At 73.3% G+C, this 23,592-nt stretch carries 20 protein-coding genes and 1 pseudogene; 10 read left to right on the forward strand and 11 right to left on the reverse strand.

What is annotated here, in order from left to right; translation table 11 throughout:
* Positions 1 to 20: 20 nt before the first annotated feature.
* Both AVW11_RS04550 and AVW11_RS38220 read right to left on the reverse strand, forming a co-directional pair.
* The gene (locus AVW11_RS04550) at positions 21 to 599 is read right to left on the reverse strand and encodes a HutD/Ves family protein (protein WP_076043317.1); all 579 of its coding nucleotides are present in this window, start codon (positions 597 to 599) and stop codon (positions 21 to 23) included.
* Positions 596 to 967 carry a DUF4180 domain-containing protein gene (locus AVW11_RS38220; protein WP_076043318.1) on the reverse strand — a complete coding sequence of 124 codons (372 nt, stop codon included), beginning with the start codon at positions 965 to 967 and terminating at the stop codon, positions 596 to 598. Before AVW11_RS38220 ends, AVW11_RS04550 begins: the two co-directional genes overlap by 4 nt.
* A gap of 225 nt (positions 968 to 1,192) precedes the next feature.
* Between AVW11_RS38220 and AVW11_RS04560 the strand changes: the two genes are divergently transcribed.
* Positions 1,193 to 1,711 carry a mycothiol transferase gene (locus AVW11_RS04560; RefSeq protein ID WP_030848416.1) on the forward strand — a complete coding sequence of 173 codons (519 nt, stop codon included), beginning with the start codon at positions 1,193 to 1,195 and terminating at the stop codon, positions 1,709 to 1,711.
* 171 nt (positions 1,712 to 1,882) lie between these two features.
* Here AVW11_RS04560 and AVW11_RS04565 read toward each other — a convergent pair whose 3' ends face one another.
* Positions 1,883 to 2,545, reverse strand: a complete 663-nt coding sequence (locus tag AVW11_RS04565) for an NADPH-dependent F420 reductase (protein WP_076043319.1) — start codon at positions 2,543 to 2,545, stop codon at positions 1,883 to 1,885.
* Positions 2,546 to 2,748: 203 nt separating this feature from the next.
* On the reverse strand, positions 2,749 to 4,110 hold the full coding sequence (locus AVW11_RS04570) for an FAD-dependent oxidoreductase (RefSeq protein WP_076043320.1): 1,362 nt from the start codon (positions 4,108 to 4,110) through the stop codon (positions 2,749 to 2,751).
* Positions 4,111 to 4,327: 217 nt separating this feature from the next.
* Between AVW11_RS04570 and AVW11_RS04575 the strand changes: the two genes are divergently transcribed.
* The 3 genes from AVW11_RS04575 (at position 4,328) to AVW11_RS04585 (ending at position 6,167) form a co-directional block, all read left to right on the forward strand.
* Positions 4,328 to 4,519: a DUF5302 domain-containing protein gene (locus AVW11_RS04575; protein WP_030848425.1), complete on the forward strand. Its 192-nt coding sequence runs from the start codon at positions 4,328 to 4,330 to the stop codon at positions 4,517 to 4,519.
* Positions 4,520 to 4,700: 181 nt separating this feature from the next.
* Positions 4,701 to 5,114 (forward strand): rodlin, encoded by a 414-nt coding sequence (locus AVW11_RS04580; protein ID WP_076043321.1) that lies wholly within the window; start codon positions 4,701 to 4,703, stop codon positions 5,112 to 5,114.
* A 141-nt stretch (positions 5,115 to 5,255) separates the two neighbouring features.
* Positions 5,256 to 6,167, forward strand: coding sequence for a glycoside hydrolase family 19 protein (locus tag AVW11_RS04585; protein WP_076043322.1), 912 nt, complete (start codon positions 5,256 to 5,258; stop codon positions 6,165 to 6,167).
* 16 nt (positions 6,168 to 6,183) lie between these two features.
* On the opposite strand, the gene AVW11_RS04590 is transcribed toward AVW11_RS04585, so the two are convergent.
* From AVW11_RS04590 to AVW11_RS04600, 3 genes and pseudogenes are all read right to left on the reverse strand, one after another.
* Complete coding sequence (locus tag AVW11_RS04590) at positions 6,184 to 8,952, reverse strand: helix-turn-helix transcriptional regulator (RefSeq protein WP_240528127.1); 2,769 nt, start codon at positions 8,950 to 8,952, stop codon at positions 6,184 to 6,186.
* Positions 8,953 to 9,186: 234 nt separating this feature from the next.
* Positions 9,187 to 10,940 (reverse strand): annotated as a pseudogene (locus AVW11_RS04595) (S8 family peptidase).
* A gap of 453 nt (positions 10,941 to 11,393) precedes the next feature.
* On the reverse strand, positions 11,394 to 12,152 hold the full coding sequence (locus AVW11_RS04600; protein WP_076043324.1) for a DUF1838 family protein: 759 nt from the start codon (positions 12,150 to 12,152) through the stop codon (positions 11,394 to 11,396).
* Between the two features lie 380 nt (positions 12,153 to 12,532).
* Here AVW11_RS04600 and AVW11_RS04605 point away from each other — a divergent pair, with 380 nt between their 5' ends.
* From AVW11_RS04605 to AVW11_RS04615, 3 genes are all read left to right on the forward strand, one after another.
* Positions 12,533 to 13,540, forward strand: coding sequence for a DUF1996 domain-containing protein (locus tag AVW11_RS04605; RefSeq protein ID WP_076043325.1), 1,008 nt, complete (start codon positions 12,533 to 12,535; stop codon positions 13,538 to 13,540).
* Between the two features lie 99 nt (positions 13,541 to 13,639).
* Entirely contained in the window at positions 13,640 to 14,251 is a 612-nt protein-coding gene (locus AVW11_RS04610; protein WP_030848443.1) for a sigma-70 family RNA polymerase sigma factor, read from the forward strand.
* Entirely contained in the window at positions 14,248 to 14,973 is a 726-nt protein-coding gene (locus AVW11_RS04615; protein WP_060179712.1) for an anti-sigma factor, read from the forward strand. Before AVW11_RS04610 ends, AVW11_RS04615 begins: the two co-directional genes overlap by 4 nt.
* A gap of 435 nt (positions 14,974 to 15,408) precedes the next feature.
* Here AVW11_RS04615 and AVW11_RS04620 read toward each other — a convergent pair whose 3' ends face one another.
* The gene (locus AVW11_RS04620) at positions 15,409 to 16,140 is read right to left on the reverse strand and encodes a DUF7873 family protein (RefSeq protein ID WP_030848455.1); all 732 of its coding nucleotides are present in this window, start codon (positions 16,138 to 16,140) and stop codon (positions 15,409 to 15,411) included.
* A gap of 12 nt (positions 16,141 to 16,152) precedes the next feature.
* A complete protein-coding gene (locus AVW11_RS04625; RefSeq protein ID WP_076043326.1) occupies positions 16,153 to 17,574 on the reverse strand; it encodes a hypothetical protein in 1,422 nt (473 codons plus the stop codon).
* A 169-nt stretch (positions 17,575 to 17,743) separates the two neighbouring features.
* Here AVW11_RS04625 and AVW11_RS04630 point away from each other — a divergent pair, with 169 nt between their 5' ends.
* The 3 genes from AVW11_RS04630 to AVW11_RS04640 all read left to right on the forward strand — a co-directional run bounded on the left by AVW11_RS04630 (position 17,744) and on the right by AVW11_RS04640 (position 20,476).
* A complete protein-coding gene (locus AVW11_RS04630) occupies positions 17,744 to 18,715 on the forward strand; it encodes an ATP-grasp domain-containing protein (protein ID WP_076043327.1) in 972 nt (323 codons plus the stop codon).
* A complete protein-coding gene (locus tag AVW11_RS04635; RefSeq protein WP_076043328.1) occupies positions 18,712 to 19,509 on the forward strand; it encodes an ATP-grasp domain-containing protein in 798 nt (265 codons plus the stop codon). Before AVW11_RS04630 ends, AVW11_RS04635 begins: the two co-directional genes overlap by 4 nt.
* A gap of 112 nt (positions 19,510 to 19,621) precedes the next feature.
* Positions 19,622 to 20,476, forward strand: coding sequence for a DMT family transporter (locus tag AVW11_RS04640; RefSeq protein WP_076043329.1), 855 nt, complete (start codon positions 19,622 to 19,624; stop codon positions 20,474 to 20,476).
* A 16-nt stretch (positions 20,477 to 20,492) separates the two neighbouring features.
* On the opposite strand, the gene AVW11_RS04645 is transcribed toward AVW11_RS04640, so the two are convergent.
* The gene (locus tag AVW11_RS04645; RefSeq protein ID WP_234362310.1) at positions 20,493 to 22,814 is read right to left on the reverse strand and encodes a bifunctional polysaccharide deacetylase/glycosyltransferase family 2 protein; all 2,322 of its coding nucleotides are present in this window, start codon (positions 22,812 to 22,814) and stop codon (positions 20,493 to 20,495) included.
* Between the two features lie 71 nt (positions 22,815 to 22,885).
* The gene (locus AVW11_RS37650; protein WP_167389205.1) at positions 22,886 to 23,431 is read right to left on the reverse strand and encodes a hypothetical protein; all 546 of its coding nucleotides are present in this window, start codon (positions 23,429 to 23,431) and stop codon (positions 22,886 to 22,888) included.
* Positions 23,432 to 23,592: the final 161 nt, after the last annotated feature.

Below are 23,592 nucleotides of genomic sequence, written 5' to 3' on the forward strand. Positions count from 1 at the left end.
GCGCGGGCGGCCGGCTCGGACTACCGCAGGCGGACCACGGCCGCGCGGCCGTCGGTCCGCAGGCGGCCGGTGAACGCCCCCCGTGCGAGGGCCGCGTCGTACGGGCCCAGGGCGTGGCCGGCGCCCCAGGCGCCCTCGAGCGTCGCCGGGCCGTCCAGGGCGACCACCAGCAGGGTCTCGCCGGGCTCGGCGGCGAGGGTGAGCCTGCCCCGTACGACGGCGGTCTCGGCCGTCGCCGCGCCGCGCCGGTACATCACGTTGAAGTTCACCACGGGGCCGGAGAGGAGCCGGCAGTCGGTCGGCTCGTCCCCCGCGAAGTCCTGCGGCGCGAAGCGTTCGGCCACGAGCCGGTGCACGCCTCCCACCACGAGGTCCATGCCCGCGCCCTCGGCGAGGGTGAGGGTGCGGTCGATCCCGGGGAAGGCCGAGAAGGGGCCGTCCGCGGCCACCTCGGCCAGACTCGCCCGCCACCGGAACGACTCCATGTCGGCGTCCGCGGGCCAGGCGGCGATCTCCCGGGTGACTCCCCCGCCGTTCTTCCAGACCGTGGCGGGGCGGTCGGCCGCGCGCAGGATCCGGACGTCGCCGCCGCCCGTCACGCCCCGGCCCCGGTCAGCCGGTCGCGCAGCTCGTCGGCGTCGGCGACGAACCACGTCTGGCGGCCCCGGTTGCACTCGCGGACGAAGTCGCGCAGCGCCGTGCCGGCCTCCGTGTGGCGGGAGATGTCGCCGAGGACGACGACGCCCACCCGGTACTGGACGAACTTCTGGATGATCTCGCCCGCGACCCTGGTGCTCAGCCGGAAGAACGCCTCGTCGAAGCGTTCGACGGGGATGACCGCCCAGTCGGCGCCCTGGTAGGAGGCGTTGGCGATGCAGTCCAGGGCCTCGCGTTCACCCGCGATGGTCTCGCCCTCGGTGCCGCACATCAGGACGGGGACGCCGTTGATCTTCTGAAGAGTGTCCACGAGGGTCGAGACTAGCCCTTCGCCATCGACGGCCGCAGGCGGGCCACCCAGGGCGGGGAGCGTCGCGCTCTCGGTCGCGTCGAGGGTGTCGGGCGGTGCCGCCGCGGGCCGCCGAGCCCGCGGAGCCCGCGAAGGCCGACGCTGACCCCGTGACCGCAGGCCCGGCGGCCCGGCCCCGCGTGTCGTTCGCGCCGGGCGGGCCGCCGGGCCTTGCATGGTGGGTGCATGAAGGCTACGGACGTCATCGCTGACGGGTTCGGTCGGATCCGGGAGGTCGTGTACGAGGCCGTGGACGGGGTGCCGGCGGAACTGCTGAACGCCCGCGTCGACCCGGCCGCCAACTCGATCACCTGGCTGGTCTGGCACCTGACCCGGATCCAGGACGACCACATCGCTGCCGCGGCGGGCCTGGAGCAGGCGTGGCAGGCCGACGGCTGGGCCGACCGGTTCGACCTGCCGCTGCCCGCCGCGTCCACCGGCTACGGCCATTCCGCGCGCCAGGCCGGCACGGTCCGGGTGGACTCGGGCGACCTGCTCCTGGGCTACTTCGACGCGGTGCACGAACGGACCCTGGCCTTCGTCCGGGGGCTCGCGGCCGCCGACCTGGACCGGGTGGTCGACGAGCGCTGGGACCCGCCGGTCACCCTCGGGGTGCGCCTGGTCAGCGTGCTCGCCGACGACCTCCAGCACGCCGGCCAGGCCGCCTTCGTACGCGGCGTGCTGGAGCGCGGCGCGGACGCCTGAGCCACCACGGGCCCCGGCCCGGCCCCCGCCCCTCGGAAGGGGTCGACCCGCCATGCGGCCCGTCGGGCCGGCCCTCTTCCGATGGCCGTCCGGCCGTCTGCCGGCTGGGACGCGGCATCGCGGGCGGCCGTTCCCGCAGCCGGTACGAGATCGTCCCGTTGCCCGGACAGGTCAGCCCCGGAAGGCCTCCGGGCGGTCCGGGGAGGCCTCGGCGAGGGCCCGGGTGACTCCTTCGACGCCCTCCCGGAGTCCGTAGACGGGGGTGTCGGGCTGCTGCCGCCAGGAGTCGTCGAGGCCGCCCGCGTCGACCGTGTCGAAGCCGAGTTCCTCGATGAGGTCGCGTACGGCCTTCTTCGCCGCCTCGTCGTCGCCCGCCACGGGCAGCGCGATCCGGTCGGCGGCGCCGGCCGGGCGGTGCCGGTCGAGGAGGTCCTGGGCGTACGTGCCGTTGAAGGCCTTGATCACGGGGTGTCCGAGCTGCCGCTCGGTCCAGCGGCTCTCGGTGAGGCCCTCGTCCTCCACGCCGGCGATCCGGCCGTCGCGGCGGCGCGGGTAGTAGTTGCCGGTGTCGATGACGGCGAAGCCCGGGGCCGCCCCGTCGAAGAGGCCGGCGGGCAGGTCGGGCACGTTCTTGAACGGGATGCTGACGACGACGATCTCGGCGCCGCGCGACGCCTCGGTCACGGTGACGGGGGTGGCGCCGGTCTCCTGGGCGAGGGCGGCCAGGGTCTCGGGCCCCCGCGAGTTGGCCACCGCGACCTCGTGTCCGAGGGCGGTGAGCCGGCGGGTGAGGTTGCCGCCGATGTTGCCCGCGCCGATGATGCCGATCTTCATGAGCTCTCCAGTGCCTGCGGGGTCGGTGTCGTGCTCGTGTCCAACTCCCTCGGGCGGCGCGGCATTCCGCTCCGGAGCGGCCACCCCCGTACGGCGGACGCGGGGCGAGCCCGCATCCGGACCCGTCGCCCCCGGCCACCTCCGGCCGCGGGGGCGGCCCCACGCGCGGGGGCCGGGACCCGTCCGGTCCCGGCCCCCGGTGCTCAGGCGCCGCTCGCGTCGAGCATCTCCTCGCGCTCCACGATCTTCACGCGCGCGCGGCCCTGGGGCTCACCGAGGGCCTTCTCGGCCGCGTCCAGCCGGTACCAGCCCTCCCACGTCGTGTAGCGCACGCTGCGCTCGGCGAGGAAGGTCTCGACCGCTTCCGGCTCCGGCGTGGCCGGCGTGCCCAGGCGGCCCTCGGCGTGGTCGGCGAGCAGGTTCGCGACGGTCTCGTTCGCGTCGCCCTTGGTGTGGCCGATCAGGCCGATCGGGCCGCGGCGGATCCAGCCGGTCACGTACGTCGACTGCATGGGGCCGCCGGCGTCGATCACGCGGCCGCCCGCGTCCGGGACCGTGCCGGACTTGACGTCCCAGGGCAGCTTGGGCAGTTCGTCGGAGAGGTAGCCGACCGCCCGGTACACGGACTGCACGTCCCAGTCGGTGAACCGGCCGGTGCCCTTGACGTTGCCGGTGCCGTCCAGCTCGGTGCGCTCGGTCCGCAGGCCGACGACCTTGCCGTCCTCGCCGAGGATCTCCGAGGGAGACTCGAAGAAGTGCAGGAACAGCTTGTGCGGCCGCTCGCCGATGTCGCGGATCGCCCAGTTCTCCAGGGTCTTGGCGACCATGTCGGTCTGCTTGTTCCCCCGCCGCTCGGCGATCGAGCCGTCGTCGTAGTCGATGTCCTCGGGATTGACGATGACCTCGATGTTGGGCGAGTGGTCCAGCTCGCGCAGCTCCATGGGGCTGAACTTGGCCTGGGCCGGGCCGCGACGGCCGAAGACGTGCACCTCGAGGGCCTTGTTGGCCTTGAGGCCGTCGTAGACGTTGGCCGGGATCTCGGTGGGCAGCAGCTCGTCGGCCGTCTTGGCGAGGATGCGCGCGACATCGAGGGCGACGTTGCCGACGCCGAGCACGGCGACCTTCTCGGCCTCGAGCGGCCAGGTGCGCGGCACGTCCGGGTGGCCGTCGTACCACGAGACGAAGTCGGCGGCACCGTAGGAGCCGTCGAGGTCGACGCCGGGGATGTCGAGCGCGCGGTCGGCCGTGGCGCCGGTGGAGAAGATCACGGCGTCGTAGAAGGAGTGCAGCTCGTCGAGGCTGATGTCGCTCGGGTAGTCGACGTTGCCGAAGAGGCGGACCTGCGGCTTGTCCAGGACCTGGTGCAGGGCCGTGATGATGCCCTTGATGCGCGGGTGGTCCGGGGCGACGCCGTAGCGGATCAGGCCGAAGGGCGCGGGCATGCGCTCGAAGAGGTCTATGGACACACCGGGATCAACGGCGGCCTCGGACTTCAGCAGCGCGTCGGCGGCATAGATGCCGGCCGGGCCGGCACCGACGATTGCTACCCGCAGAGGGCGAGGCATGGCAGAGGTTCCCTTCGAGCGACGGCAAGGTGGATCAAGTCGGATCAAAGGGAACCCTAAACGAAGGTATGCCTAACTCAGCACCCGGTGTCGGTTTATGCCCCCATAACCTAAGCTTATAACCTCCCCAAGCTACCCTTGGAGTATCCAGGAACTCGCTGGTCAGCGCGTACGGCGACTGACACACTGGGGCCGCTTGATCACTCCAGGAGGACGAATGGCTGACGAAGCAGGCACCCCGCAGGACGAGTCCCCGGCCGAAGCGGCCAAGCGCCGGTTCCGGGAAGCCCTTGAGCGCAACGCCGCGAAGGCCCACGCGCAGCAGTCCCACCAGAACCGGAACAAGGTCCAGGGCTCCAGCAGCGCGGCCAGCGGCAAGAACAAGAAGGTCCGCCGCAAGAGCGGCTGACCCGCGGGATCCCGGGGGCCGGGCCCCGCCGCCACCGCGGCGGGGCCGATCCGGCCCGGCCCGGCGCACCATTGGGCCACTCGGGTGACGGGGCATAACCCCGGGCACCGTCGGCAGTTGATCAGCGCGTCCCGCCGTGGGCAGCCATCACATGCGACAGTGCGACCGAAGGATCCCCCAGATGCTCAAGAAGTTCATGGCCACCGCCGCCGCCACCGCCGCCATGCTCGGCGCGGGCGCAGCCGCCGCCTCGCCCGCGATGGCGATCGGCAACGACAACGGCGTCAACACCGTGAACGGCAACGACTCGGCGCAGATCTACGGCAACGCGGAGACCCGCGGCAACCAGAGCCCGCAGCTCGCCCCGATCCAGGGCTCCCTCAACAAGCTCTGCGTCGGCCTGCCCGCCAAGGTCAACGCCCAGTCCCTGCTGGCGGTCATCGCCAACGTGGGCGTCCAGGACGTCAACGTCCTGTCCAACCCGCAGAACCAGCAGTGCGCCGAGAACTCCACCCAGGCCAAGGGTGACGAGGCCCTCTCGCACATCGCCAGCAACATCCCGGTCCTCTCCGGCAACCTCTCCGCCGGCAGCTGATCGCTCCTTCCGCGCCGGTGTCCCGCGTCACGTGGGACACCGGCGCTTTCCTTTGGTCTAGACCTTGACAGGTGCAGACCATTCCGTTTCAGTGGGCGCTGTTGCCCCCACGGCAATTCCCCCCACTGAAGGAGCAGTTACGTGATACGTGCGCTTCGCCGCCGCGCTCTCGGCCTCGTCGCCGCTGCGGCCGTCACGGCCGGCCTCGCCATCGCCCTTCCGTCCTCCCCCGCCTCGGCGGCGGCCCCCTGCGCCTCGCCCTGGGCCTCGTCCGCGGTCTACACGAACGGCATGAGCGCCTCGTACGGCGGTCGCAACTGGCAGGCCAAGTGGTGGACCCAGGGCGAGACCCCCGGCACCACCGGCCAGTGGGGCGTCTGGGCGGACCAGGGCGTCTGCGGCGGGGGCGGGCAGGATCCGGACCCCGATCCGTCCGGATTCGTCGTCTCCGAGGCCCAGTTCAACCAGATGTTCCCGAACCGCAATCCCTTCTACACCTACAACGGCCTGGTCGCCGCGCTGTCCGCCTACCCCGGCTTCGCCAGGACCGGCGACGACACGGTGAAGCGCCGCGAGGCCGCCGCCTTCCTCGCGAACGTCTCCCACGAGACCGGCGGTCTCGTGCACATCGTGGAGCAGAACACCGCCAACTACCCCCACTACTGCGACGCGACCCAGCCGTACGGCTGTCCCGCAGGACAGGCCGCCTACTACGGCCGCGGGCCCATCCAGCTCAGCTGGAACTTCAACTACAAGGCGGCCGGCGACGCGCTCGGCATCAACCTCCTGGCCAACCCCTACCTCGTGGAGCAGGATCCGGCCGTCGCCATGAAGACGGCACTGTGGTACTGGAACACCCAGAACGGTCCGGGCACCATGACCGCCCACGCCGCCATGGTGAACGGCGCCGGCTTCGGCGAGACCATCCGCTCCATCAACGGCGCCCTGGAGTGCAACGGCGGCAACCCCGCCCAGGTCCAGAGCCGGATCTCGAAGTACCAGAGCTTCACCCAGCTGCTGGGCGTCACGCCGGGCGGCAACCTGAGCTGCTGACCGGCGTGCCGTACGGTCACCGCGTGCGCAGCGCGGTGGCCAGCTGGGCCCGTGACCGTACGTCGAGCTTCTGGTAGATGCGGGTCAGCCGGGCCTCGACGGTCTTGACGCTGAGGAACAGCTTCGCCGCAGCCTCCTGGTTGCTGGCGCCCTGGCTGACGAGCAGCGCGAGGCGGGTCTCGGCCTCGGTCAGCGCCGCTGCCGCGGTGACCGGGGAGCCGGCCCCGTCGCCCGGGACCGGTTCCCTGGCGAGTTCGGTCCACGGTGCGGCTCCGGCCCGCTCGAACACCTCGGCGGCGGCCCGCAGCGCCGCGCGGGCCGGCGCCCGGCGCCGGCGGCGGCGCTCCACCCGGGCGAGGGCGAGCAGGGTGCGGCCCCGTTCCAGCGGCAGCCGGAGGGATTCGAAGCGCTGCGCCGTGTCCTCCAGCAGTCCCACCGCGGCGTCCGCGTCGCCCTGCGCGGACAGGCACAGCGCACGGGCCCGGTCGAGGGCGGCGACGACGCCGGTACGGCCGAGGCCGTGGGCGACCGCGCGCACGGGGTCGATCAGTTCGGCCGCTTCGCCGGGCGCGTCGGCGGCGATCAGGGCCTCGGCGAGTTCGCCGTGCCAGCGCAGGATCGACGGGTCCACCACCTGCTGGGCCGCCTCCAGTTCGGCGACGCGGCGCAGGGTGGCGACCGCCTTCGCCGCCTCGCCGGTGGCCAGTTCGATGAGCCCGAGCGCGTGCAGGCTGCGGGAGAGGAAGACCTGGTCCTGTTCCTCCTGGGAGGCCTGGATGCCGCGGCGCGCGTAGCTCTCGGCGCGCGCGAAGCTGCCGCCCATGGTCTCGGCCATCGCCGCCACGTACCAGGCGGGGCCGGGCGAGAGGCCTGCCTCGATGGTCAGTTCCAGGGCCCGGCGGGCGTGGACGGAGGCGGCCTCGCACCGGCCGCTGCGCAGCTCCACCTCGGTGAGGCTGCGCAGGACCTCGAAGACGTCCTCGGCCGAACCGGTGCGCCGGACGGCCGGCAGCAGCACCATGAGCTGGCGGCGCGCGTCGGCGAGGCGGTCGTCGAAGAGGGCGTGCCGGACGGCCAGGTACTGCGGGGCGTTGCGCATGCCGAGCGGCACCTCGGGCGCGGGCAGGGCGAGCGCCTCGGCGAGGATCTCCTCGGCTCCCGCGTCCCCGAGGATGCGGCCCATGCGGGCGCGTACGGTCAGGGCCATGGCCTCGGCGGTCTGGTCGCCGCCCTGCGCGGCGAGGGCGCCCGCCTCGGCCGCGGCGTCGCGGGAGCGGACGGGGTCGCCGTCGCTGAGGTTGTGCTTCCAGGCGATGCGCAGTTGCACGGCGGCCTGCAGGGCGGGGTCCCCGGCGGCCTCGTCCATGGCGTACGCGAAGGTCTCCTCGAGCGCTCCCAGGGCCTGGCCCGCGGCGTCGATCACGGCGAGCCGGGCGCGTACCCGGTCGGCGGGCGAGGCGTCGCGGGCCAGTACGGCCCGGGTGGCGCGCCGGGCGAGGTCGGCGCGGCCCGCCCAGCCGGCGTCTTCGGCGGCGGTGACGAGGCGGGCCAGTTCGTCGTCGGCCAGGCGGGACGGCGTGCGTTCCGCGGCGAGCAGTCCCAGTTCGGCGGCGAGGGCGCGCTGGCCGCGGCTGCGGCAGACCGCGGCGGCCTCGGTGATCTCGGCGGCGAGCCCCTGGTCGGGGGTGTCGACGGCCAGCGCCCGGTGGCGTACGGCCTGGACCGGGTCGTCGACCGCGGCGGCCAGTGCCGCGTGCCCGGCGGCGCGTTCGGGCCAGCCGGCGTCGGCGGCGAGCGCGGTGGGCAGGGCGCCGGCGGTGAACTCGACGGTGCCGTCCTCTCCGACCCTGACCAGCGCGGCCCGTTCCGCCTCGGCCAGCTCGGCCTCGGCGTCGGGGCGGCCGGCCCGCCGCAGCAGGGAGATGGTGGGGCGGGAGGCAAGGGCGGCGAGCAGCAGGGTGCGGCGGGCCTGGGCGGGGGCTCCGGCGAGGAGGCGGCGGGCGACCTCGCGCGCCTGTCCGGAGACGGGCAGGGGGTCGGCGTGGTGGGCGCTGCAGTCGCGGGCCTCGGCGGCCTCGGCGAGGGAATGGCCGAGGGCGAGGGCCAGGCGCGGGTTGCCGCCGCTGGCCTGGTGGATGCGGCCGGCGAGGCGGGCGGGCAGGCCGTGGCGCAGCAGCAGCTCGGCGACCTCGTCGGCGCCGAGCGGGGGCACCCGTACGGCGGGGACGCCGGGGCCGCAGAGGGGTTCGCCGACCGGGGCTCCGCCCTGGACGCGTTCGGCGGCGAGCACCCGCACGCGGGTCGGGGTGAGGCGCAGGGCGAAGCGGAGCAGGTCGGTGCTCTCGGCGTCGAGCCACTGGGCGTTGTCGATGACGAGGAGGACGGGCTGGCGGACGGCGAGGGTGCGGAGCACCTCGACGACGGCCAGGCGCAGTGCGACGTGGTCGCGGCCCGCGCGGGGGGCGTCGGCCTCCCGGCGCAGGAAGGCGATGGCGGTGCGCTGGGGGCCGGAGAGCTCTTCGAGGGCGGCCGCGGGCACGGAGGCGAGGAGGGCGGCGGCGGAGGCCTCGGGTATCCATTGGTCGGCGGCCTCGGGAGCGAGGCGGAGAACGATCTCGCGGCGCGCTTCGGCCGCGGCCGAGACGGCGCGGACGACCTCGGTCTTGCCCGCGCCGGCGGGTCCGGTCAGGAGCGCCCGGCCGTGCGTGGTCAGCGCGCGGTCGACCGCCTTGATCAGCTCTCCGTGTCCGACACTTGTGTCAGCGTGCCCCGTCGCCGCCACCACGCACAGCCACCAGCCTTCCGGTCCCCATCTCCTGTGCCCTTCCTGTGAGAGGCGAGAATACGAGGTCGGACGGCTGGTGGACCCGCATTGTGACGCAGAATTCAGTCACAGTGCAGGGAAAACCCGGCGGACCTGCCGATACCCGTAGTATCGGCAGGCCCGGGGATTCTATTGGTCCGTACTATCGCTCCGTCAGGCGGAGTTGGTGGCGGACCCGAGTGGGCGTGAGCCGTCTCAGAAGGTGAGATTCCAGGAGTCGATCTTGCCGGTGTCGCCGCCGGCGTTGTCGTTGACCCGGAGCTTCCAGGTGCCGNNGAGGAGGCGTTGACGGTGTAGACCTGGTTGATGTTGTCGGTGCTGCCGCCCGAGCGGTTGTGCAGCGTGTAGACGGAGCCGTCCGGGGCGACCAGGTCGACCTTCAGGTCGCCGATGTAGGTGTGGACGATGTTCACACCGACCTTGAGGGTGGCCGGGGCGTTGCCGGACTTCCCGGTGACGGTGATCGGGCTCTCGACGGTGGTGTTGTCGCCGATGGCGTAGTCCGCGGTGTTCTCGAAGGCCGGGGCGGGCTGGGTCGAGGTCACGGCGGCGACGGTCGCGGCGGCGTCGGCGAGGCCGGCGCCGCATCCACCGGTGCAGGTGCCGGCGAGCGGACGGGCGTTGTTCTTGATCGCCGTCTCGATCTGGGCCGGGGTCAGCGCGGAGTTCGCCGACTTCAGCAGCGCGGCGAGGCCGGCGACGTGCGGGGCGGCCATGCTGGTGCCCTGGTAGGGCTTGTAGATCTCGGAGCCCGGGGTGGTGGTGCCCGCGTTCAGGGTCGAGAGGATCGCGTTCTCGGGGGTGGTGACGGTGCCGGGCGTGTCCGTGGCGCGGCGGGTCTCACCGCCCGGGGCGGCGATGTCGATGATCGAGCCGTAGTTGGAGTAGTACGAGCGGTCGCCGGCGCGGTTGCTGGCGGCCACGTTGATGACGTTGTTGCAGCTGGCGGGCGAGTAGCCGGCCGCGTCGGCGTTGCTGTTGCCGGCGGCGACGACGACGGTCGTGCCGCGGGCGACGGCCGCGTTGATCGCGTTCTGGTAGCTCGTGCCGCAGGCGCCCGGGCCGCCGAGGCTCATGTTGATGACCTTGGCCGGGGTGGCGTTGGCCGGGACGCCGGCCACGGAGCCGCCGGACGCCCAGGTGATGGCGTCGACGATGTCCGAGGTGGAACCGCCGCACTTGCCGAGGACGCGGACGTGCTGGACCTTCGCGCCGTAGGCGATGCCGGCGACGCCCTTGGAGTTGTTCGTGGCCGCGGCGATGGTGCCGGCGACGTGGGTGCCGTGCCAGGACGAGTTGCTGGCCTTGGAGCCGACGCCGCACTCGCCGTCGGTGGCGTTCCAGTCGCCCTCGTCGGCGGGGTTGCTGTCGCGGCCGCCGCCGTCACGGGCGTAGGTGGCGCTGCTGATGAAGTCGTAGCCGGCGACGGTGTTCGACGCGAGGTCCGAGTGGGCGACGTAGCCGGTGTCGATCACGGCGACGGTCACGCCGGTGCCGGTGGTCTTGTCCCAGGCGGCCGGGACGTTCATGCCCGCGGTGGACTCGAAGAGGTCCCACTGCTTGGCGTACTCGGTGTCGTTCGGGGTCACGGCCGCGGCGTAGGCGCGGGTGTCGGGCTCGACGTAGGCGACGTCCGGGTCGGCACGGAACTGGGCCATCACGTCGGCGGCCTCGGCCGGCGCGACGGTCCCGCCGAGGTTGACCAGCGCGGCTCCGGTGCCCAGGCGGCGGTCGAACGTCGCCTTCTTGCCGGCCTTCTTGCCCTTGGCGGTGGCGTCGGCGGCGGCGGCGTTGTTGGAGCTGGCCTCGGAGGCGGACGACTTGTAGCCGACGATCAGGTTCTCGACCGGCGCGGTGGGGGCGAGCGCGGCCGCGGGGGCTGCGGCGGGGGTCTCGGAGGCCACGGCCACGGAGGCGGTGGCGGTGCCGGCGAGCAGGGTGACGGACATGGCCACCACGGATATGAGCCTGCGTCTCGTTGCGTGCACGTGATCCCTTTCGAGGGCCTGTTCCGGGCAGGCCGGAACGGCCGGTTCGGTGCAGTGTGGGAGGTTCCGGCGGCCGCGGGGCCGGGAGCGAGTTGGTCGGTCTCGCCCCGGCTGCCGCCGCACGCCACGTTGTCCCGGCCGCAACGGCGAGGCAGGGGCAACGGCGGTCCCGGCGCGCTTCCCCCGGTGGTAGGCCTACACGCCATGTGGGGTTGGAGTGTGTACCGCCCGGCCTGGAGAAGATCGCCGGTGGGCAGACAGTAGGCAACGCGGGGATGAACTGGATACCGGGAAAACCCTTGTCCGCCCCCTTCGGCTCCCCCCGGGGTTCCCTCAGCAGGGGGTGTGATCAGGTCTTTCCCTGTTCACGGGCACGGCACCGGGCGCCGCGCGGCGCGGCGCGGCGCCGGGGGCTCACTCCCCGCGGTCCGGCGGGAACAGCTTGCGGAAGTACGTCCAGCTCGTCTCGTTCGGTTCGCTCCATTTCTCCGGCGCGTGGGCGAACTCGGGATGGTGGTCGGCGATGTACGCGCGGGTGCGTTCGGGGACCTGCGCGTAGGCGTCGAGCTTGCGGCCGCGGCAGTGGAAGGTGAGGCCGCCGGGGCGGGGGCCCTGTTCCATCCACGGCAGCCACGGGGACATCCGCGTCCAGGACATCGTCGCCGGGACGCTCGCCTCGTCGGTGGTCAGGGCGGTGGCGGGTGCGAAGAACTGGAAGAGTTCCAGCGCCCGGTAGGTGTCGTCGGCGCAGTGGTCCGGGTACTCCTCGACCGGCAGCGGCGAGGGGTAGGCGAGCGGGATCTCCAGGCTGAAACAGATCTGGTCGCCCAGCTCGGTCACGGGGACGGGGAAGGGGCGCCACCTCTGGTTGGCCGGGTCGTTCCAGACGTGGACCACGGGCTTGTCCTGCCAGGTCTCCATGATCTCGCGGGTCACCGGGTCCAGGTAGAACGCGGCCTCCCGGGACAACAGCCGGTAGCCGCCGGCCTCCTCGTCCGCCACCAGGCGCGAGACGTTGACCCCTTCGAAGCCGAACAGCCGCCGGTAGGGCTCGCCCGGTGCCCAGGAGTGGACGTCGCCGGTCCACCAGTAGGCGACCTCGCCGCCGTCGAGTCGGCAGCGGGTGCGGGCGAATGCGTGCAGGAGCTCGGCGGGGGTCGCTGCTGGTGTCATGCGCCCACTGTGTCGGCTCCCGCACGGCCCGACAAGCGGCCCCGCGGACAGGACCGGCCGTGCGCCGGCGCCCACTTCGGCGCCCCGCCCCGCACTGCCCCGTACCGCCCCGCACCGCACCGCCGTGCTGCCCGATGTGGCGGATGCGGGCGTCGCGGCCCGTCCGGAAGGGCCGTACGCGCCCTCCGCGGGCCGCGGGCCGCGATGCGGGAGGGGCTCGCGCTCCGGATCCCGGGGGACGGCGGCACCACCGTTCACCTGCGGCCCTACCGTCCCGCGCGACGCATCGCCCCACACCGGACCGTGCGAACCGCCGTGCGGGCGACCGCCATGCGGATGCCAGGTTGACGGCTGGGTCGCCACCGGCAACCGTGACCGCCATGGGGAAAGAACGCCGACTGCTCACTCTCGTCATCTGCCTGGTCCTGGGGGGTGCGCTGACCGCCGCGGTGCTGGGCGCCACGCGCACCGCCGGACCGCACGCGGGTGCGCCGGCCGGTGCCCCCGCACCGTCCGACTACGTGGACATACGTGATGTTCCGCCCGCCCCCGCCGCCGCTCCGGCCACCCCCGCCGACCGGAGCGACGGCTCGCCGGGCTCGGTGGCGGTGGACTGCGGCCGCAACGAGCAGGGGCACTACAACGAGGACAACCTGGTGGTCTCGCCCGGCCTGCGGGCCGGCGCCCACCACACGCACTCCTACGTGGGCAACCTGTCCACGGACGCCATGTCGACCGACGAGTCGCTGGCCGCCGCCGCCACGAGCTGCGCGGGCGGCGACCGTTCGACGTATTACTGGCCCGTCCTGCGCCGCCTGGACCGGCCGGGGGTGCGCCCCCACGAGACCTCGGCGGGGCACGGCAACAGCGGCGAGATCGTGCCCGAGACCTCGGTGCGGGTCGAGTTCCGCGGCAACCCGGTGAGCAAGGTGGTGGAGATGCCGCCCTTCCTGCGCGCGATGACCGGCGACGCGGTCGCCCGCACTGCGGGCAGCGACGCCCATGTCCGGGCCCGCTGGGGGTGTTCCGGCTCCCCCGACCGCTCCACCACCCGCTACCCGCGCTGCCCCGAAGGCGACCGCGTCACCCGCACGCTGGTCTTCCCGAGCTGCTGGAACGGCCTCGACACCGCGAGCGCCGGGCACCGCTCGCACCTGTTGTTCCCCGGGGGCAACGGCGTCTGCCCCACCGACACCTTCCCCGTGCCCGAACTGCGCCTCTCCCTCGCCTACGAGGTCCCCGCGGGGGTGCCGGTCGCGATCGACTCCTTCCCCGAGCAACGGCACAGCCCCAGGACGGACCACGCGATGTTCGTGAACGCGATGACCGGGCCGCAGATGGCCGCGGTCGTCGACTGCCTCAACGAGGGCCGGGCCTGCCGGACTTGAACACCCCGAACCTCGGGTGACGCAGGTCACATGAACCGTTTCGGCTCCGCCGGCGTGTTCCGACCGCACCACGCAAGCGAGGAAGACGGAGAGGGTGAGATGGCCGGACCACTGTGGCCCCGCACTCGGCGGGGCTCGACCGACGAGGCACTGATCAAGTCCGTGTACGAGGAGCACGGCCACGCCCTGCTCGCGTACGCCACCCGGCTGACCGGGGACCGGGCTGCGGCCGAGGACGTCGTGCAGGAGACCCTGATACGTGCCTGGCGGCACTCCGAGGTCCTCGTGAACGGAAAGGGCTCGGTACGCGGCTGGCTGCTCACCGTGGCCCGTAACATCATCACCGACCGGTACCGGGCCAGGGCCGCCCGGCCGCCGGAGGTGTCCGGTTCGGCGGCCGCTCCCCCGGTGGAGGCGGACCACGCCGACTCCGTGGTGGACAGCATGACGGTGCTGGGGGCTCTCGACCGGCTGTCCCCGGAACACCGGGACGTGCTGAAGGAGTTGTACTACCGGCAGCTCAGTGTGGCGGAAGCCGCCGACACCCTCGGCATCCCGGCGGGTACGGTCAAGTCGCGTTCGCACTACGCGCTCAAGGCCCTGCGCGACGTCTTCAGGGACGACGGCTTCCGGGAGAGCGGAACAAAAGACGGAAAAAGATCGGGCAGGCCGCCCCAGCAGCCGGCCGGACTGCGTGAGGTGGTGGCATGAACCGGCAGCGGCACGAGGAGGAACTGCTCGGCCCGTACGTGCTCGGCGTCCTGGACGACGAGGAGGTCCGCCGGGTCGAGGGACACATGAGCGGGTGCGTGCAGTGCCGGGAGGAGGTGGCCGCGTTGCGTGAGATGGAGGCGGCACTGGGCGAGGTGCCCGAGGAGGCGTTCCTCGACGGACCGCCGCAGGGCGGCGACCTGCTGCTCCAGCGCACGCTGCGGCAGATGCGGGGCGAGCGCGCCGGTGCCGCACGCCGTCGTGCGGGGCTCACGGGCCTGGCGGTGGCGGCTTCCCTGGCCGCCGTGTTCTGGGCCGGTACGCAGCTGGGCACGGGCGGTCCCGACCCCGTCGCACTGCCCCAGCCCCCGTCGCCGACCGCTCCGGCGGACCCCTCTCCCCCGCCCAAGGGGACCACGCTGCACTCCGCGACCGATGCGGGCACGGGTGCGCGGATGACCGTACAGATGACGCCGGCCACCAAGTGGGTGCGGTTGCGGGCAGCGGTCACCGGTGTGCCGCCGGGCGAACGCTGCAGGCTGATCGTGGTCTCCAAGGACGGCAAGCGCACCACCGCGGGCAGCTGGGTCGTGGGAAGCCAGGAGAACGGCGAGGCCAAGGGCGCCGGTCTGGACGGTTCGGCCGCCGTCGACCGGGCGGACGTCAAGGCCGTCCTGGTCGAGAACGAGGCCGGCAGGACCTTCGTGTCCGTCCCCGTGTGACCCGGGGACGGTTGACCGGTTGACCGCGTGACCTCGGGGCGGACGTGACGGAGCCCGGGAGCATATCCAGCTCCCGGGCTCCTGCGTGCCACCCAATTGCGCACACCGGCACGTTTAAGAGTCGCGGATCATTCTGAGATCGACGTGTTCTACCTTTGAACTACCGCGCCACGGTAGAGGCGCAGGAGGGACTTGAACCCCCATCCATCGATGGTCGTCCACGCTCGGTCGATCCGGTGTTCGGCGGCGAATACTGAGACTGGAGCGAGAATCTGAGATTCATGGGGCCGCCTCTACCAGCTTGGGCCACCCCGGCACGCAATGCCGGGGGAGGGATTCGAACCCCCAACTGACACCCCTGTTTCAGCTTCAACATCAGTTTCAGCTTGCGCTCTCGCGCACCTCCCGCAGACATACGGGAGGGGTTCTTGAGGGCTACCTGAACAGGTAGCCGAACACCGCGTCCCCGACCCGCTGGTCGGTGACCTCGGCGCTGTTGGCCTCCTCACGGGCGTACTTGACGGCCTGCTGGAGCTTCTCGACACGGTCGAGCAGCTCGTTGACCCGCCGGGCGGGCAGCGCGCCGGAGAACTTCACGGTCGTCCAGTATCCGACCGGCACGTCCTCGTAGTACACCTCGACCTGGGCCGGGTGCTTCTCGGTGGCCTCGGCCTTGACGTGGTTGCGCGGCACCTTCTTGGTGCGGATCGTGCGTACCGGGTCCGTCTTCCAGGAGTCCGTGGACGGGTCCAGGTTCCAGGATTCGGATGCGTCCAGCACCGGCAGCTTCCGCACGAAGGTGTGCAGGTCCGTGAGCTGCTTCTCCAGGAAGAGCAGATACGGCACGGGCACCTGCGCCAGCAGGACGTTGCCGTCGACGACCACGTCCGCGGCGGCGCTGCGGTTCGCCCAGTCCTTGGTGGCCGTCACGTCGAAGAGCCGTGTGAGCGTCCCGGCCGTCGCGCGCAGCACGTCCTCCGCCTTGACCTGCACCCGGGTGGACTCGGGCGGCAGCTGCTCGCCCTCCTCGTCCTTGGGCTGGTACGTCCGCGAGATGCCGGCCAGCAGGGCGGGCTTCTGCACGTCGTGGTGAGCCTGGGTCAGCTCCTGGAGGGACTTGGACTTGACGCCCTTTTCGACTGCGATGATCTGATTCAGCTTCGGCACGTGATCAACCTATCAGCCGCTTGTCCGATCATTCACCCGGATTTCCGGCACGCCCGCCCGGTCCAGGATCCGGCGCATGTCCTCGGGCGGGAGAGCCGGGTTGGTGGCCGCGGCGGCCGCGGTGTGCTCGTCCGGATCGGCGAGCAGTTCGCGGATCCGCGCCACGGGGAGCCGGGGGTGCCGGGCGGCGGCGTTCCTCGTCCCGGGGTCCTGGCTGAGGCGGTCGAGGAGTTCCGGATCCAGGCCGGGGTCGTGCAGGGCCAGCATCCGGCGTTCGGGATCCGGCGAGTCGCCGAAGCGGGCGGCGAGCCCGGCGAAGGGGAAGCCCGGCCGGGCGGTCAGCATGCCGACGGCGCGGTGGGTGCCGCCCAGGTAGAGGTCGAGGAGCAGCTCCGGCGGCGGTGCCGGGTGGAACTCCGCGAGCAGCAGTCGGACGGCGAAGTCCTCGTCTTCCGCGAGCAGTTCGACGGCGTCGGCCGGCAGGCCCGGGCAGACGGCGGCGCTGCGGCGCAGCCAGGTGTGCGCGGACCGGGCGCACTGCCGCAGGAACTCGGCGTCCTCACGGCGCTCCCACACCCATTGGAGCGTGCCCAGCCGGGCCTCGGGGTCCACGGTGTAGTCGATGGCGGCCCGGTCGGCCTCGCTCAGCTCGGGGCGGGCGGAGACCACCAGCCGGACCGCCGGGTCGGGGTCGACGGCGAGGCGTGCCACCAGGTCGGGCGCGAGCGACGGGTTGCCCGCGAGCTCCCGGAGCCGATCGCCCTCGGCGACCAGGCGTTCGGCGAGTTCCCGGGGGAGCCGGCCGGTCCGCAGGATTTCGGCCGCCGGCCACGAGCCGTCCAGTTCCCCGATGAGCCAGGCAGTGCGTTCCTCGTCCTCGGGGCAGACCTGTTCGGCGGCCGCCAGCCGTACCTCGCGGTCGTCGTCGTGCAGGAGTCGCTGCCGCGCTGCGTCCGGGAGCTCGTGCCAGGCGTACCGGCAGGCGGCCAGGCGGAACAGCGGGTCCTCGTGGTCCGCGAGGCCGACCAGCACGTGGGCGGGCGGCCGCCCGCCCCAGCTGAACAGTTCCTGGCGCACCAGGGCCTCGGGGTGCTTCAGCAGCCGCTCGTACGCCCAGTCGGGCAACGGGGGCACCGGCTCCCGGTAGGGCATGGGACCGACCGCGAGGCTGAGGTGGACCGACTTGGACGGGTCGTCGACCAGCCGGGCCCGCTGCTCGGGGTCGGCGTCGGCGTTCTCCGCGAAGGCCTTCCGGACCTGGCGGTCCGGGTGGACCAGAATGGCCTCGATCACTTCCTGCGGCAGAACGGCACGCTTCGGAACCGGGCGCCGCGCGCACTCGTCCTCCTGGCCGAGCAGCCGCAGCAGCACATCCGCCGGTGCCGCTCTGTTGACCGCCAGCGCGCACAACTGACGCGTCCACTGGTCGCACATGTTCCGTACTTCCCCCCGTCGAACGGAAACGGGAAGCCTAACAAGGAGGCCGGAGGGTCACACCGCAGCCCACAGGCGGACCGATCATCACATTGCGGTCCATGACATCCTGTGACGTCACAACTCGCCGGGCGGATTCGGCGGACGTCCGGGAATTTGGGGAAGGTCGATGAGGCTCTGCTTCCTGGTGGAGGAGCACTACCGTCACGACGGTATGCCGAACGAGGTGATCGGACAGCTGACCGCGTGGGGGCACCGTGTGGACGTCCTGCGGCCCGGCGGCTCGCTGCTGCGCATGACCGAGGTCGTGGCCGAGGGTGCGCACGACGCCTGGGTGCTCAAGACGGTGTCGGGCGGCCCGGGGCTGACCCTCCTCGAAGCCGCCGCTGCGACCGGGCTGACCACCGTCAACGACGCCCGCTCGATCCGCGGCGTACGGGACAAGGCGCTGGCCGCCGCCATCGGGCGCGGCCGCGGCCTCCCGCTGCCGCCCACCTACGCCGTCGCCCGCCCCGAGTTGCTCAGGGAGATACCGGCGGCCGAGTACCCGCTCGTGGTCAAGCCCGCCGACGGCAGCTCCGGGCGGGCGGTGCACCTGGTGTCCTCGCCCGGGCGGCTGGAGACACTGCTGCCCGTGCTCGCGGGCGAGGGCATGCTCATCGCCCAGCCGTACGTACCCAACTCGGGCACGGACATCAAGGTGTACGCGGTCGGCGGGGAGCTGTTCGCGACCGAGCGGTGTTCCCCGCTGCACCCCGACCCCTCGGTCCGTGAGCGCCGCGTACCGTTGTCGTCCGAGGTCGCCGCGATCGCCGCCCAGGTGGGGGCGGTCTACGGGCTCGACCTGTACGGGGTGGACGTACTGCTGGGTCCCGACGGACCGGTGGTCGTGGACGTCAACGACTTCCCGAGCTTCCGGCAGGTGCCGGACGCGGCGGCGCGGGTGGCCCGCGCCGTACTGGGGCTGGCGCGGGCCGGCGGCGGCCCCGCGACGGCCGCACCCGTGCCCGCGGTCGCGCCCGTGGCACAGGCACCGGCAGCCGCGACGACGATGGCGGCGGCGCCCGTGTCGCTCCCCCTGTCGATCCCGGCCCAGTCGTCTCCGGCGCAGATCTCCGCCGCGGCGGGTGACACCGTATGAGGATCGGCCTGATCACCCCGGAGCCCGGACACCCGCTGCTGGCGGACACCACCGCGCTGCTCACGCCGGAGCACGAGGTGGCGGCGCTCGATCCGATCACCCTCGGGGACGTACCCCTGCCGCTGGCCGATGTGTACCTGCTGAAGTCGCGGACGCCGCACGCGCTGGGGCTCGCGCGGTACCTGGAGCGGCGGGGCGCGCCGGTGGTCAACACGGCGTCGGCCACCGCGCTGTGCCAGGACCGCACGGAGATGGCCGGGCTCGCCCTGCGGGCCGGTCTGCCGTTCGCCGCGACCCGTACCGTCGGCGCGTTGGGGGCGTGGGCGAGCCGGGCGCGGCCGTCCGCCCCCGTGGTGGTCAAGAGCCGGCGCAGCCGGCGCGGCGACCTCGTCGCCCGTGCCGACGGCCCCGCGCGGCTGCGGGAGTTGGCGCGGGACTGGCCGCGGGAGCCGGTCGTGGTGCAGGAGTACGCGCCCAACAACGGCTGGGACCACAAACTGTGGGCCGTCGGCGACCGGGTCTTCTCCGCCCTGCGCCGGTCGGAGCTCTCCCCCGGCGGACGCGGCCCCACCCTCCCGTCGGCCGTGGACGAACTGCCCGCCGGCTGGGCCGATCTGGTGCGCCGGGTCGGATCGGTGTTCGCGCTGGACGTCTACGGCGTGGACATCATCGACACCGGCGGTGGGACGCCCCTGATCGTGGACGTCAACGCCTTCCCCGGCATCCGCGGCCAGGCCGGCGCCCCGGAGGCCCTCGCCGCGCTGGCCCTGCGGCGGGCGGCCGGCCGGACCTGACGCGGCTCGGCGGCGCCGCGCGGCAGGTCCGGACGGGGGAATGCGGCCCCCGCGACGCCCGCGGCCCGGTGTCGCGGCACGGGCGGGCGCCGGACGCGGTGAGGATCGGGACATGGGCGTCGTCCTGCCGGTCTTCTTCGCGCTGTTCGCGGCCTTCAGCAACGCGCTGGCCACCGTGCTCCAGCGGCGGGCCGCGCTCACCGTGCCGCAGAGCGAGGGCTTTCGCCCCGGTCTCGTCCTGGACCTGCTGCGCCGGCCCGTGTGGGTCGCGGGCATCCTGGCCGTGATCGCGGCCGGTGCCGGTCAGGCCGCGGCGCTGGCCACGGGCGCGCTGGCCCTCGTACAGCCCCTGTTCGTGCTGGAGCTGCCGCTCGCCCTGCTGATCGCCTCCCTGCTGACCCGGCAGCGGCTGCCGGGAGCGCTGTGGCTGGCCGTGGCGGGGGTGGTGGCGGGGCTCGGGGTCGCGCTGGTGGCCGCCTCGCCGTCGGGCAACCGCACCGACGTGCCGACCGAGCGGTGGGTGGTGGCGCTGCCGGCCTGCGCGGTGATCGTCGCCCTGCTCGCCGTGGCCGGCCTGCGGCGGCCGCCGGGCCGTTCGCGGGCCGGCTTCCTCGGCGCGGCCACCGCAGTCTGCTACGCGCTCACGGCCGCCCTGATGAAGTCCTCCGTGCACGTCCTCGACGAACACGGCATCGGCGGGTTCCTCACCGCCTGGGAGACGTACGCCTTCGGCGCGAGCGGCATCTGCGCCCTTCTGCTGCTCGAACACGCCATGCAGGGCGGCCCGCTGGTCGCCTCGCAGCCCGCCCTGACCCTCGGCGACGCGAGCATCAGCATCGCGCTGGGCGTGGTCCTGTACGAGGAACACCTGCGCGCGGGCTGGTGGCTGCTCCCCCAGCTGCTGGGCGTGGCCCTGGTCTGCGCGGGGGTGTTCGCCCTGTCCCGGGCCGGGGAGGGCGCGCCCTGACCCGGCCGGACACCCGCTACGGGTACGGATGCCCCTGCGGGGACGGCCAGATGTGGTTCTGCGGGCCCGGCGCCGCGGGGTGGGGCGCCCAGGGGTCCGTGTCGTAACCCCCGTACGGGCCGGCGGGATCCGGCCAGGGCTCGGGCCGGATCTCGGCGGCCGGCGGGGCCGCGGTCACGAACTGCGGCTCGGCCGGGGGTTCCGACGGGCCGACGGGCACCTGGAGGCTGCCGTAGCGCTCCATGCGCTGCCAGCGCAGGCGGGAGCCGGCCACGGCGGTGAAGACGGACTGGATCACGACCAGGTACATGAGCTGGCGGTAGACGAACTGCTGGAGGGGCAGGCTCCAGAGCGGGCCGGGACGTTCGCCGTCCAGCCGGAACGCGTACACGCCCATCAGCACCTGGAGCAGCAGGAAGGCCGTCCACAGACCGAGGATGCGCAACGGGTCGAGGAAGACCAGCCCGTAGACGGCGAAGACGTCCACGACGGGAGCGAGCAGCGGCAGCAGGACCTGGAACATCAGGAGGTAGACCAGGCCGCGGCGGCCGAGCTTGCCGGCCTGGCCGCGCTGGGCGAGTGCCCCGCGGTGCTTCCACATGGCCTGCAGGGTGCCGTAGCACCACCGGTAGCGCTGCTTCCACAGGGCGCCCAGCGATGCGGGGGCTTCGGTCCAGGCCTTGGCCCGCTCCTCGTAGACCACGCGCCAGCCGTCCCGGCACAGGGCCATGGTCAGATCGGTGTCCTCGGCCAGCGTGGCGTCGCTGACACCGCCCACCCGCAGCAGGGCCTCGCGGCGGAACGCCCCGACCGCGCCGGGGACGGTGGGCATGCACTCCGCGAGGTCGAACAGACGGCGGTCGAGGTTGAATCCGACGACGTACTCGATGTGCTGCCACCGGCCGAGCAGGCCTCCCCGGTTGACGACCTTGGCGTTGCCGGAGACCGCGCCGACCCTGCGCTGGGCGAAGGGCTGGACGAGCATGCGGACCGCGTCCGGTTCGAAGACGGTGTCGCCGTCGACCATGACGAGCAGGTTGCAGGAGGCCGCCGCTATCCCCGTGTTCAGGGCGGCCGGCTTGCCCGCGTTCTGCTGCCGGATGACCCGTACGCCGGGCAGCCGGAGCGCCTCCACGATGTCGGCCGTGCCGTCGGTGGAGCCGTCGTCGACCACGATGACCTCGACGGGGTGGTCGGAGGCGAGCAGGGAGCGGACGGCCGCCTCGATCCCGGCGCTCTCGTTGTACGCGGGCACGATGACGCTCACCGGCTCGGTCACCGCAGCGCCCCAGGGCCTGCGCCGCATCCGCACGTGCCGCCGGGCGGCGACGAACACGGCGACCGCGCGGAGCAGGCTGATCGCGCCCGCCGCCCACAGCAGCCACGACAGCACGTCGAGGATCCAGCCGCTGGTGCGGAGTGCGGCGATCAGTGCCATGCCCTGCCACCGGTCGGCGGTGTCGGCGCTCCGCACGGCGGTGGGGAGGGCGACCGCGTCGCCCACGGTGGCGAACGTCCAGCCGGACGCCTTCAGCCGCGGCACGAGCTGTTCGAGCGCGGCCACCGTCTGGGAGCGGTCCCCGCCGGCGTCGTGCAGCAGCACGACCTGGCCGGCGGAGTCGGCGGGGGTGGCGGCGGCGACGATCGCTTCGACGCCGGGGCGGCGCCAGTCCTGGCTGTCCAGGGTCGTCAGGACGGTCAGGTACCCCTCCTCCCCGGCCTGGACGACCGCGTCCCAGTCGGCGTCGCCCAGCGCTTTGCCGGTGGAGGAGTACGGCGGGCGCAGCAGGGGCGTGGTGACCCCGGTGGCGCCGGCGATGACGAGCTGGGTCTCGCGCAGCTCCAGGGAGCGGCGCCAGGCGGACACGGCGCCGAGGTCGGTGTGCGTGAAGCCGTGCAGGCCGATCTGGTGGCCCTCGGCGACGATTCGGCGGGCCAGGTCCGGGTTCTCGGCGACGCGGGTACCGACGGTGAAGAACGTCGCGGGCACCCCGTTGCGGCGCAGCACGTCGAGGATCTTCGGGGTCCAGACGGGGTCGGGGCCGTCGTCGAAGGTCAGGGCGATCGTGCGGGGTGCCGGGGTGGCGGTCCGGCCGGCCGCCCCCTCGATGACCGGGCCGCCGGAGCCGATCGCGGCCGGTACGGACGTCGCGGCCGCCTGCCGGCGGGGAGCCCCGTCGGGGCGCTCGTCGAACAGGTGCTGGGTGTAGCCCTCGAGGAGCAGCGCCGCCGAAAGCGTCAGCACGAGGGTGGTGAGCAGCAACCAGTGAGTACGCAGGGGGACATCGCGTACGGAGGTGTGCCTGCCCTGCGGGCGGCGGCGGCGGTTCTTCGACACGGGGTGGGGCTTCCTGACTGCTGCGGCGGGCGGTGCGGTACGGGCGGTGTGGACGGTGCCGGCCCGCAGGCTCAGGGCCGGCCCGTGGGTTTGCCGCCGCCCTGACCGGGCGGCGTGGTGAAGCGGCCGCGGCCGCCCGGGGACGCCTCGGCCGGGTTCCCCGGCCCGTCGGTCGACTGCGTCGGCGCCGGTCCGGTGCCGGGGGTCCTGCTGCCCGCGGTGGCGGCCGGCGCGGGCGCGCTGGGCCGTGAGGCGGCCGGGGTGGCCCGGGGGGTTCCGCCCGCCGTGCCGCGGGGGGACGGGCCGGTCGTCCCGGCCTTGGCCGGCTCCCCGGGCGCCGGGGTGTGCGGGGACTGGGCGGAGGGCAGGAACGGCGAGGGGAAGGTGGGGCCGCCCATCAGCGTGCTCAGGAGCAGGATGACGTAGGCGGCGGCCGGTATCACCAGGAGTCGGCCCCATCGGCGCACCCACCGCTGCCTGCGCCCGGAGCTGTCCACGAACACGGGTGCCTCGGCGCGGGGAGGGTCCGGCGGTCCCGGCGCCGTGCGGGCGGCGGACACGTCACCGAGGAAGAGCTCCAACGTGTCCTCGTCGTGGGCGCCTGGGGCTGGGTGCATGCGTCGTGGCCTCTGGGGATCGGGCGACGGGTGTCGGACGTCGTGGCGGTGACCCGGTCACCGGATGGCGACCCATGCCCCTCAGCGCTGCAGACGCCGCTGGTGTCACTCCCGAGAGCACGAATCGGGCCGTTTCCACACGTTGCGGGTACGGCGGGGGG

Origin of the sequence: Streptomyces amritsarensis, assembly GCF_001953875.1 — a bacterium.
Classification (GTDB): domain Bacteria; phylum Actinomycetota; class Actinomycetes; order Streptomycetales; family Streptomycetaceae; genus Streptomyces; species Streptomyces amritsarensis.

What these genes read in the sequence shown, in the direction of transcription:
- AVW11_RS04575 (WP_030848425.1), top strand. Translation starts at nt 4,328, where the DNA reads ATGGCTGACGAAGCAGGCACCCCGCAGGACGAGTCCCCGGCCGAAGCG.
- AVW11_RS04630 (WP_076043327.1), top strand. Translation starts at nt 17,744, where the DNA reads ATGAGGCTCTGCTTCCTGGTGGAGGAGCACTACCGTCACGACGGTATG.
- AVW11_RS04610 (WP_030848443.1), top strand. Translation starts at nt 13,640, where the DNA reads ATGGCCGGACCACTGTGGCCCCGCACTCGGCGGGGCTCGACCGACGAG.
- AVW11_RS04635 (WP_076043328.1), top strand. Translation starts at nt 18,712, where the DNA reads ATGAGGATCGGCCTGATCACCCCGGAGCCCGGACACCCGCTGCTGGCG.
- AVW11_RS04605 (WP_076043325.1), top strand. Translation starts at nt 12,533, where the DNA reads ATGGGGAAAGAACGCCGACTGCTCACTCTCGTCATCTGCCTGGTCCTG.
- AVW11_RS04565 (WP_076043319.1), bottom strand. Translation starts at nt 2,545, where the DNA reads ATGAAGATCGGCATCATCGGCGCGGGCAACATCGGCGGCAACCTCACC.
- AVW11_RS04640 (WP_076043329.1), top strand. Translation starts at nt 19,622, where the DNA reads ATGGGCGTCGTCCTGCCGGTCTTCTTCGCGCTGTTCGCGGCCTTCAGC.
- AVW11_RS37650 (WP_167389205.1), bottom strand. Translation starts at nt 23,431, where the DNA reads ATGCACCCAGCCCCAGGCGCCCACGACGAGGACACGTTGGAGCTCTTC.
- AVW11_RS04625 (WP_076043326.1), bottom strand. Translation starts at nt 17,574, where the DNA reads ATGTGCGACCAGTGGACGCGTCAGTTGTGCGCGCTGGCGGTCAACAGA.
- AVW11_RS04615 (WP_060179712.1), top strand. Translation starts at nt 14,248, where the DNA reads ATGAACCGGCAGCGGCACGAGGAGGAACTGCTCGGCCCGTACGTGCTC.
- AVW11_RS04580 (WP_076043321.1), top strand. Translation starts at nt 4,701, where the DNA reads ATGCTCAAGAAGTTCATGGCCACCGCCGCCGCCACCGCCGCCATGCTC.
- AVW11_RS04560 (WP_030848416.1), top strand. Translation starts at nt 1,193, where the DNA reads ATGAAGGCTACGGACGTCATCGCTGACGGGTTCGGTCGGATCCGGGAG.
- AVW11_RS04600 (WP_076043324.1), bottom strand. Translation starts at nt 12,152, where the DNA reads ATGACACCAGCAGCGACCCCCGCCGAGCTCCTGCACGCATTCGCCCGC.
- AVW11_RS04570 (WP_076043320.1), bottom strand. Translation starts at nt 4,110, where the DNA reads ATGCCTCGCCCTCTGCGGGTAGCAATCGTCGGTGCCGGCCCGGCCGGC.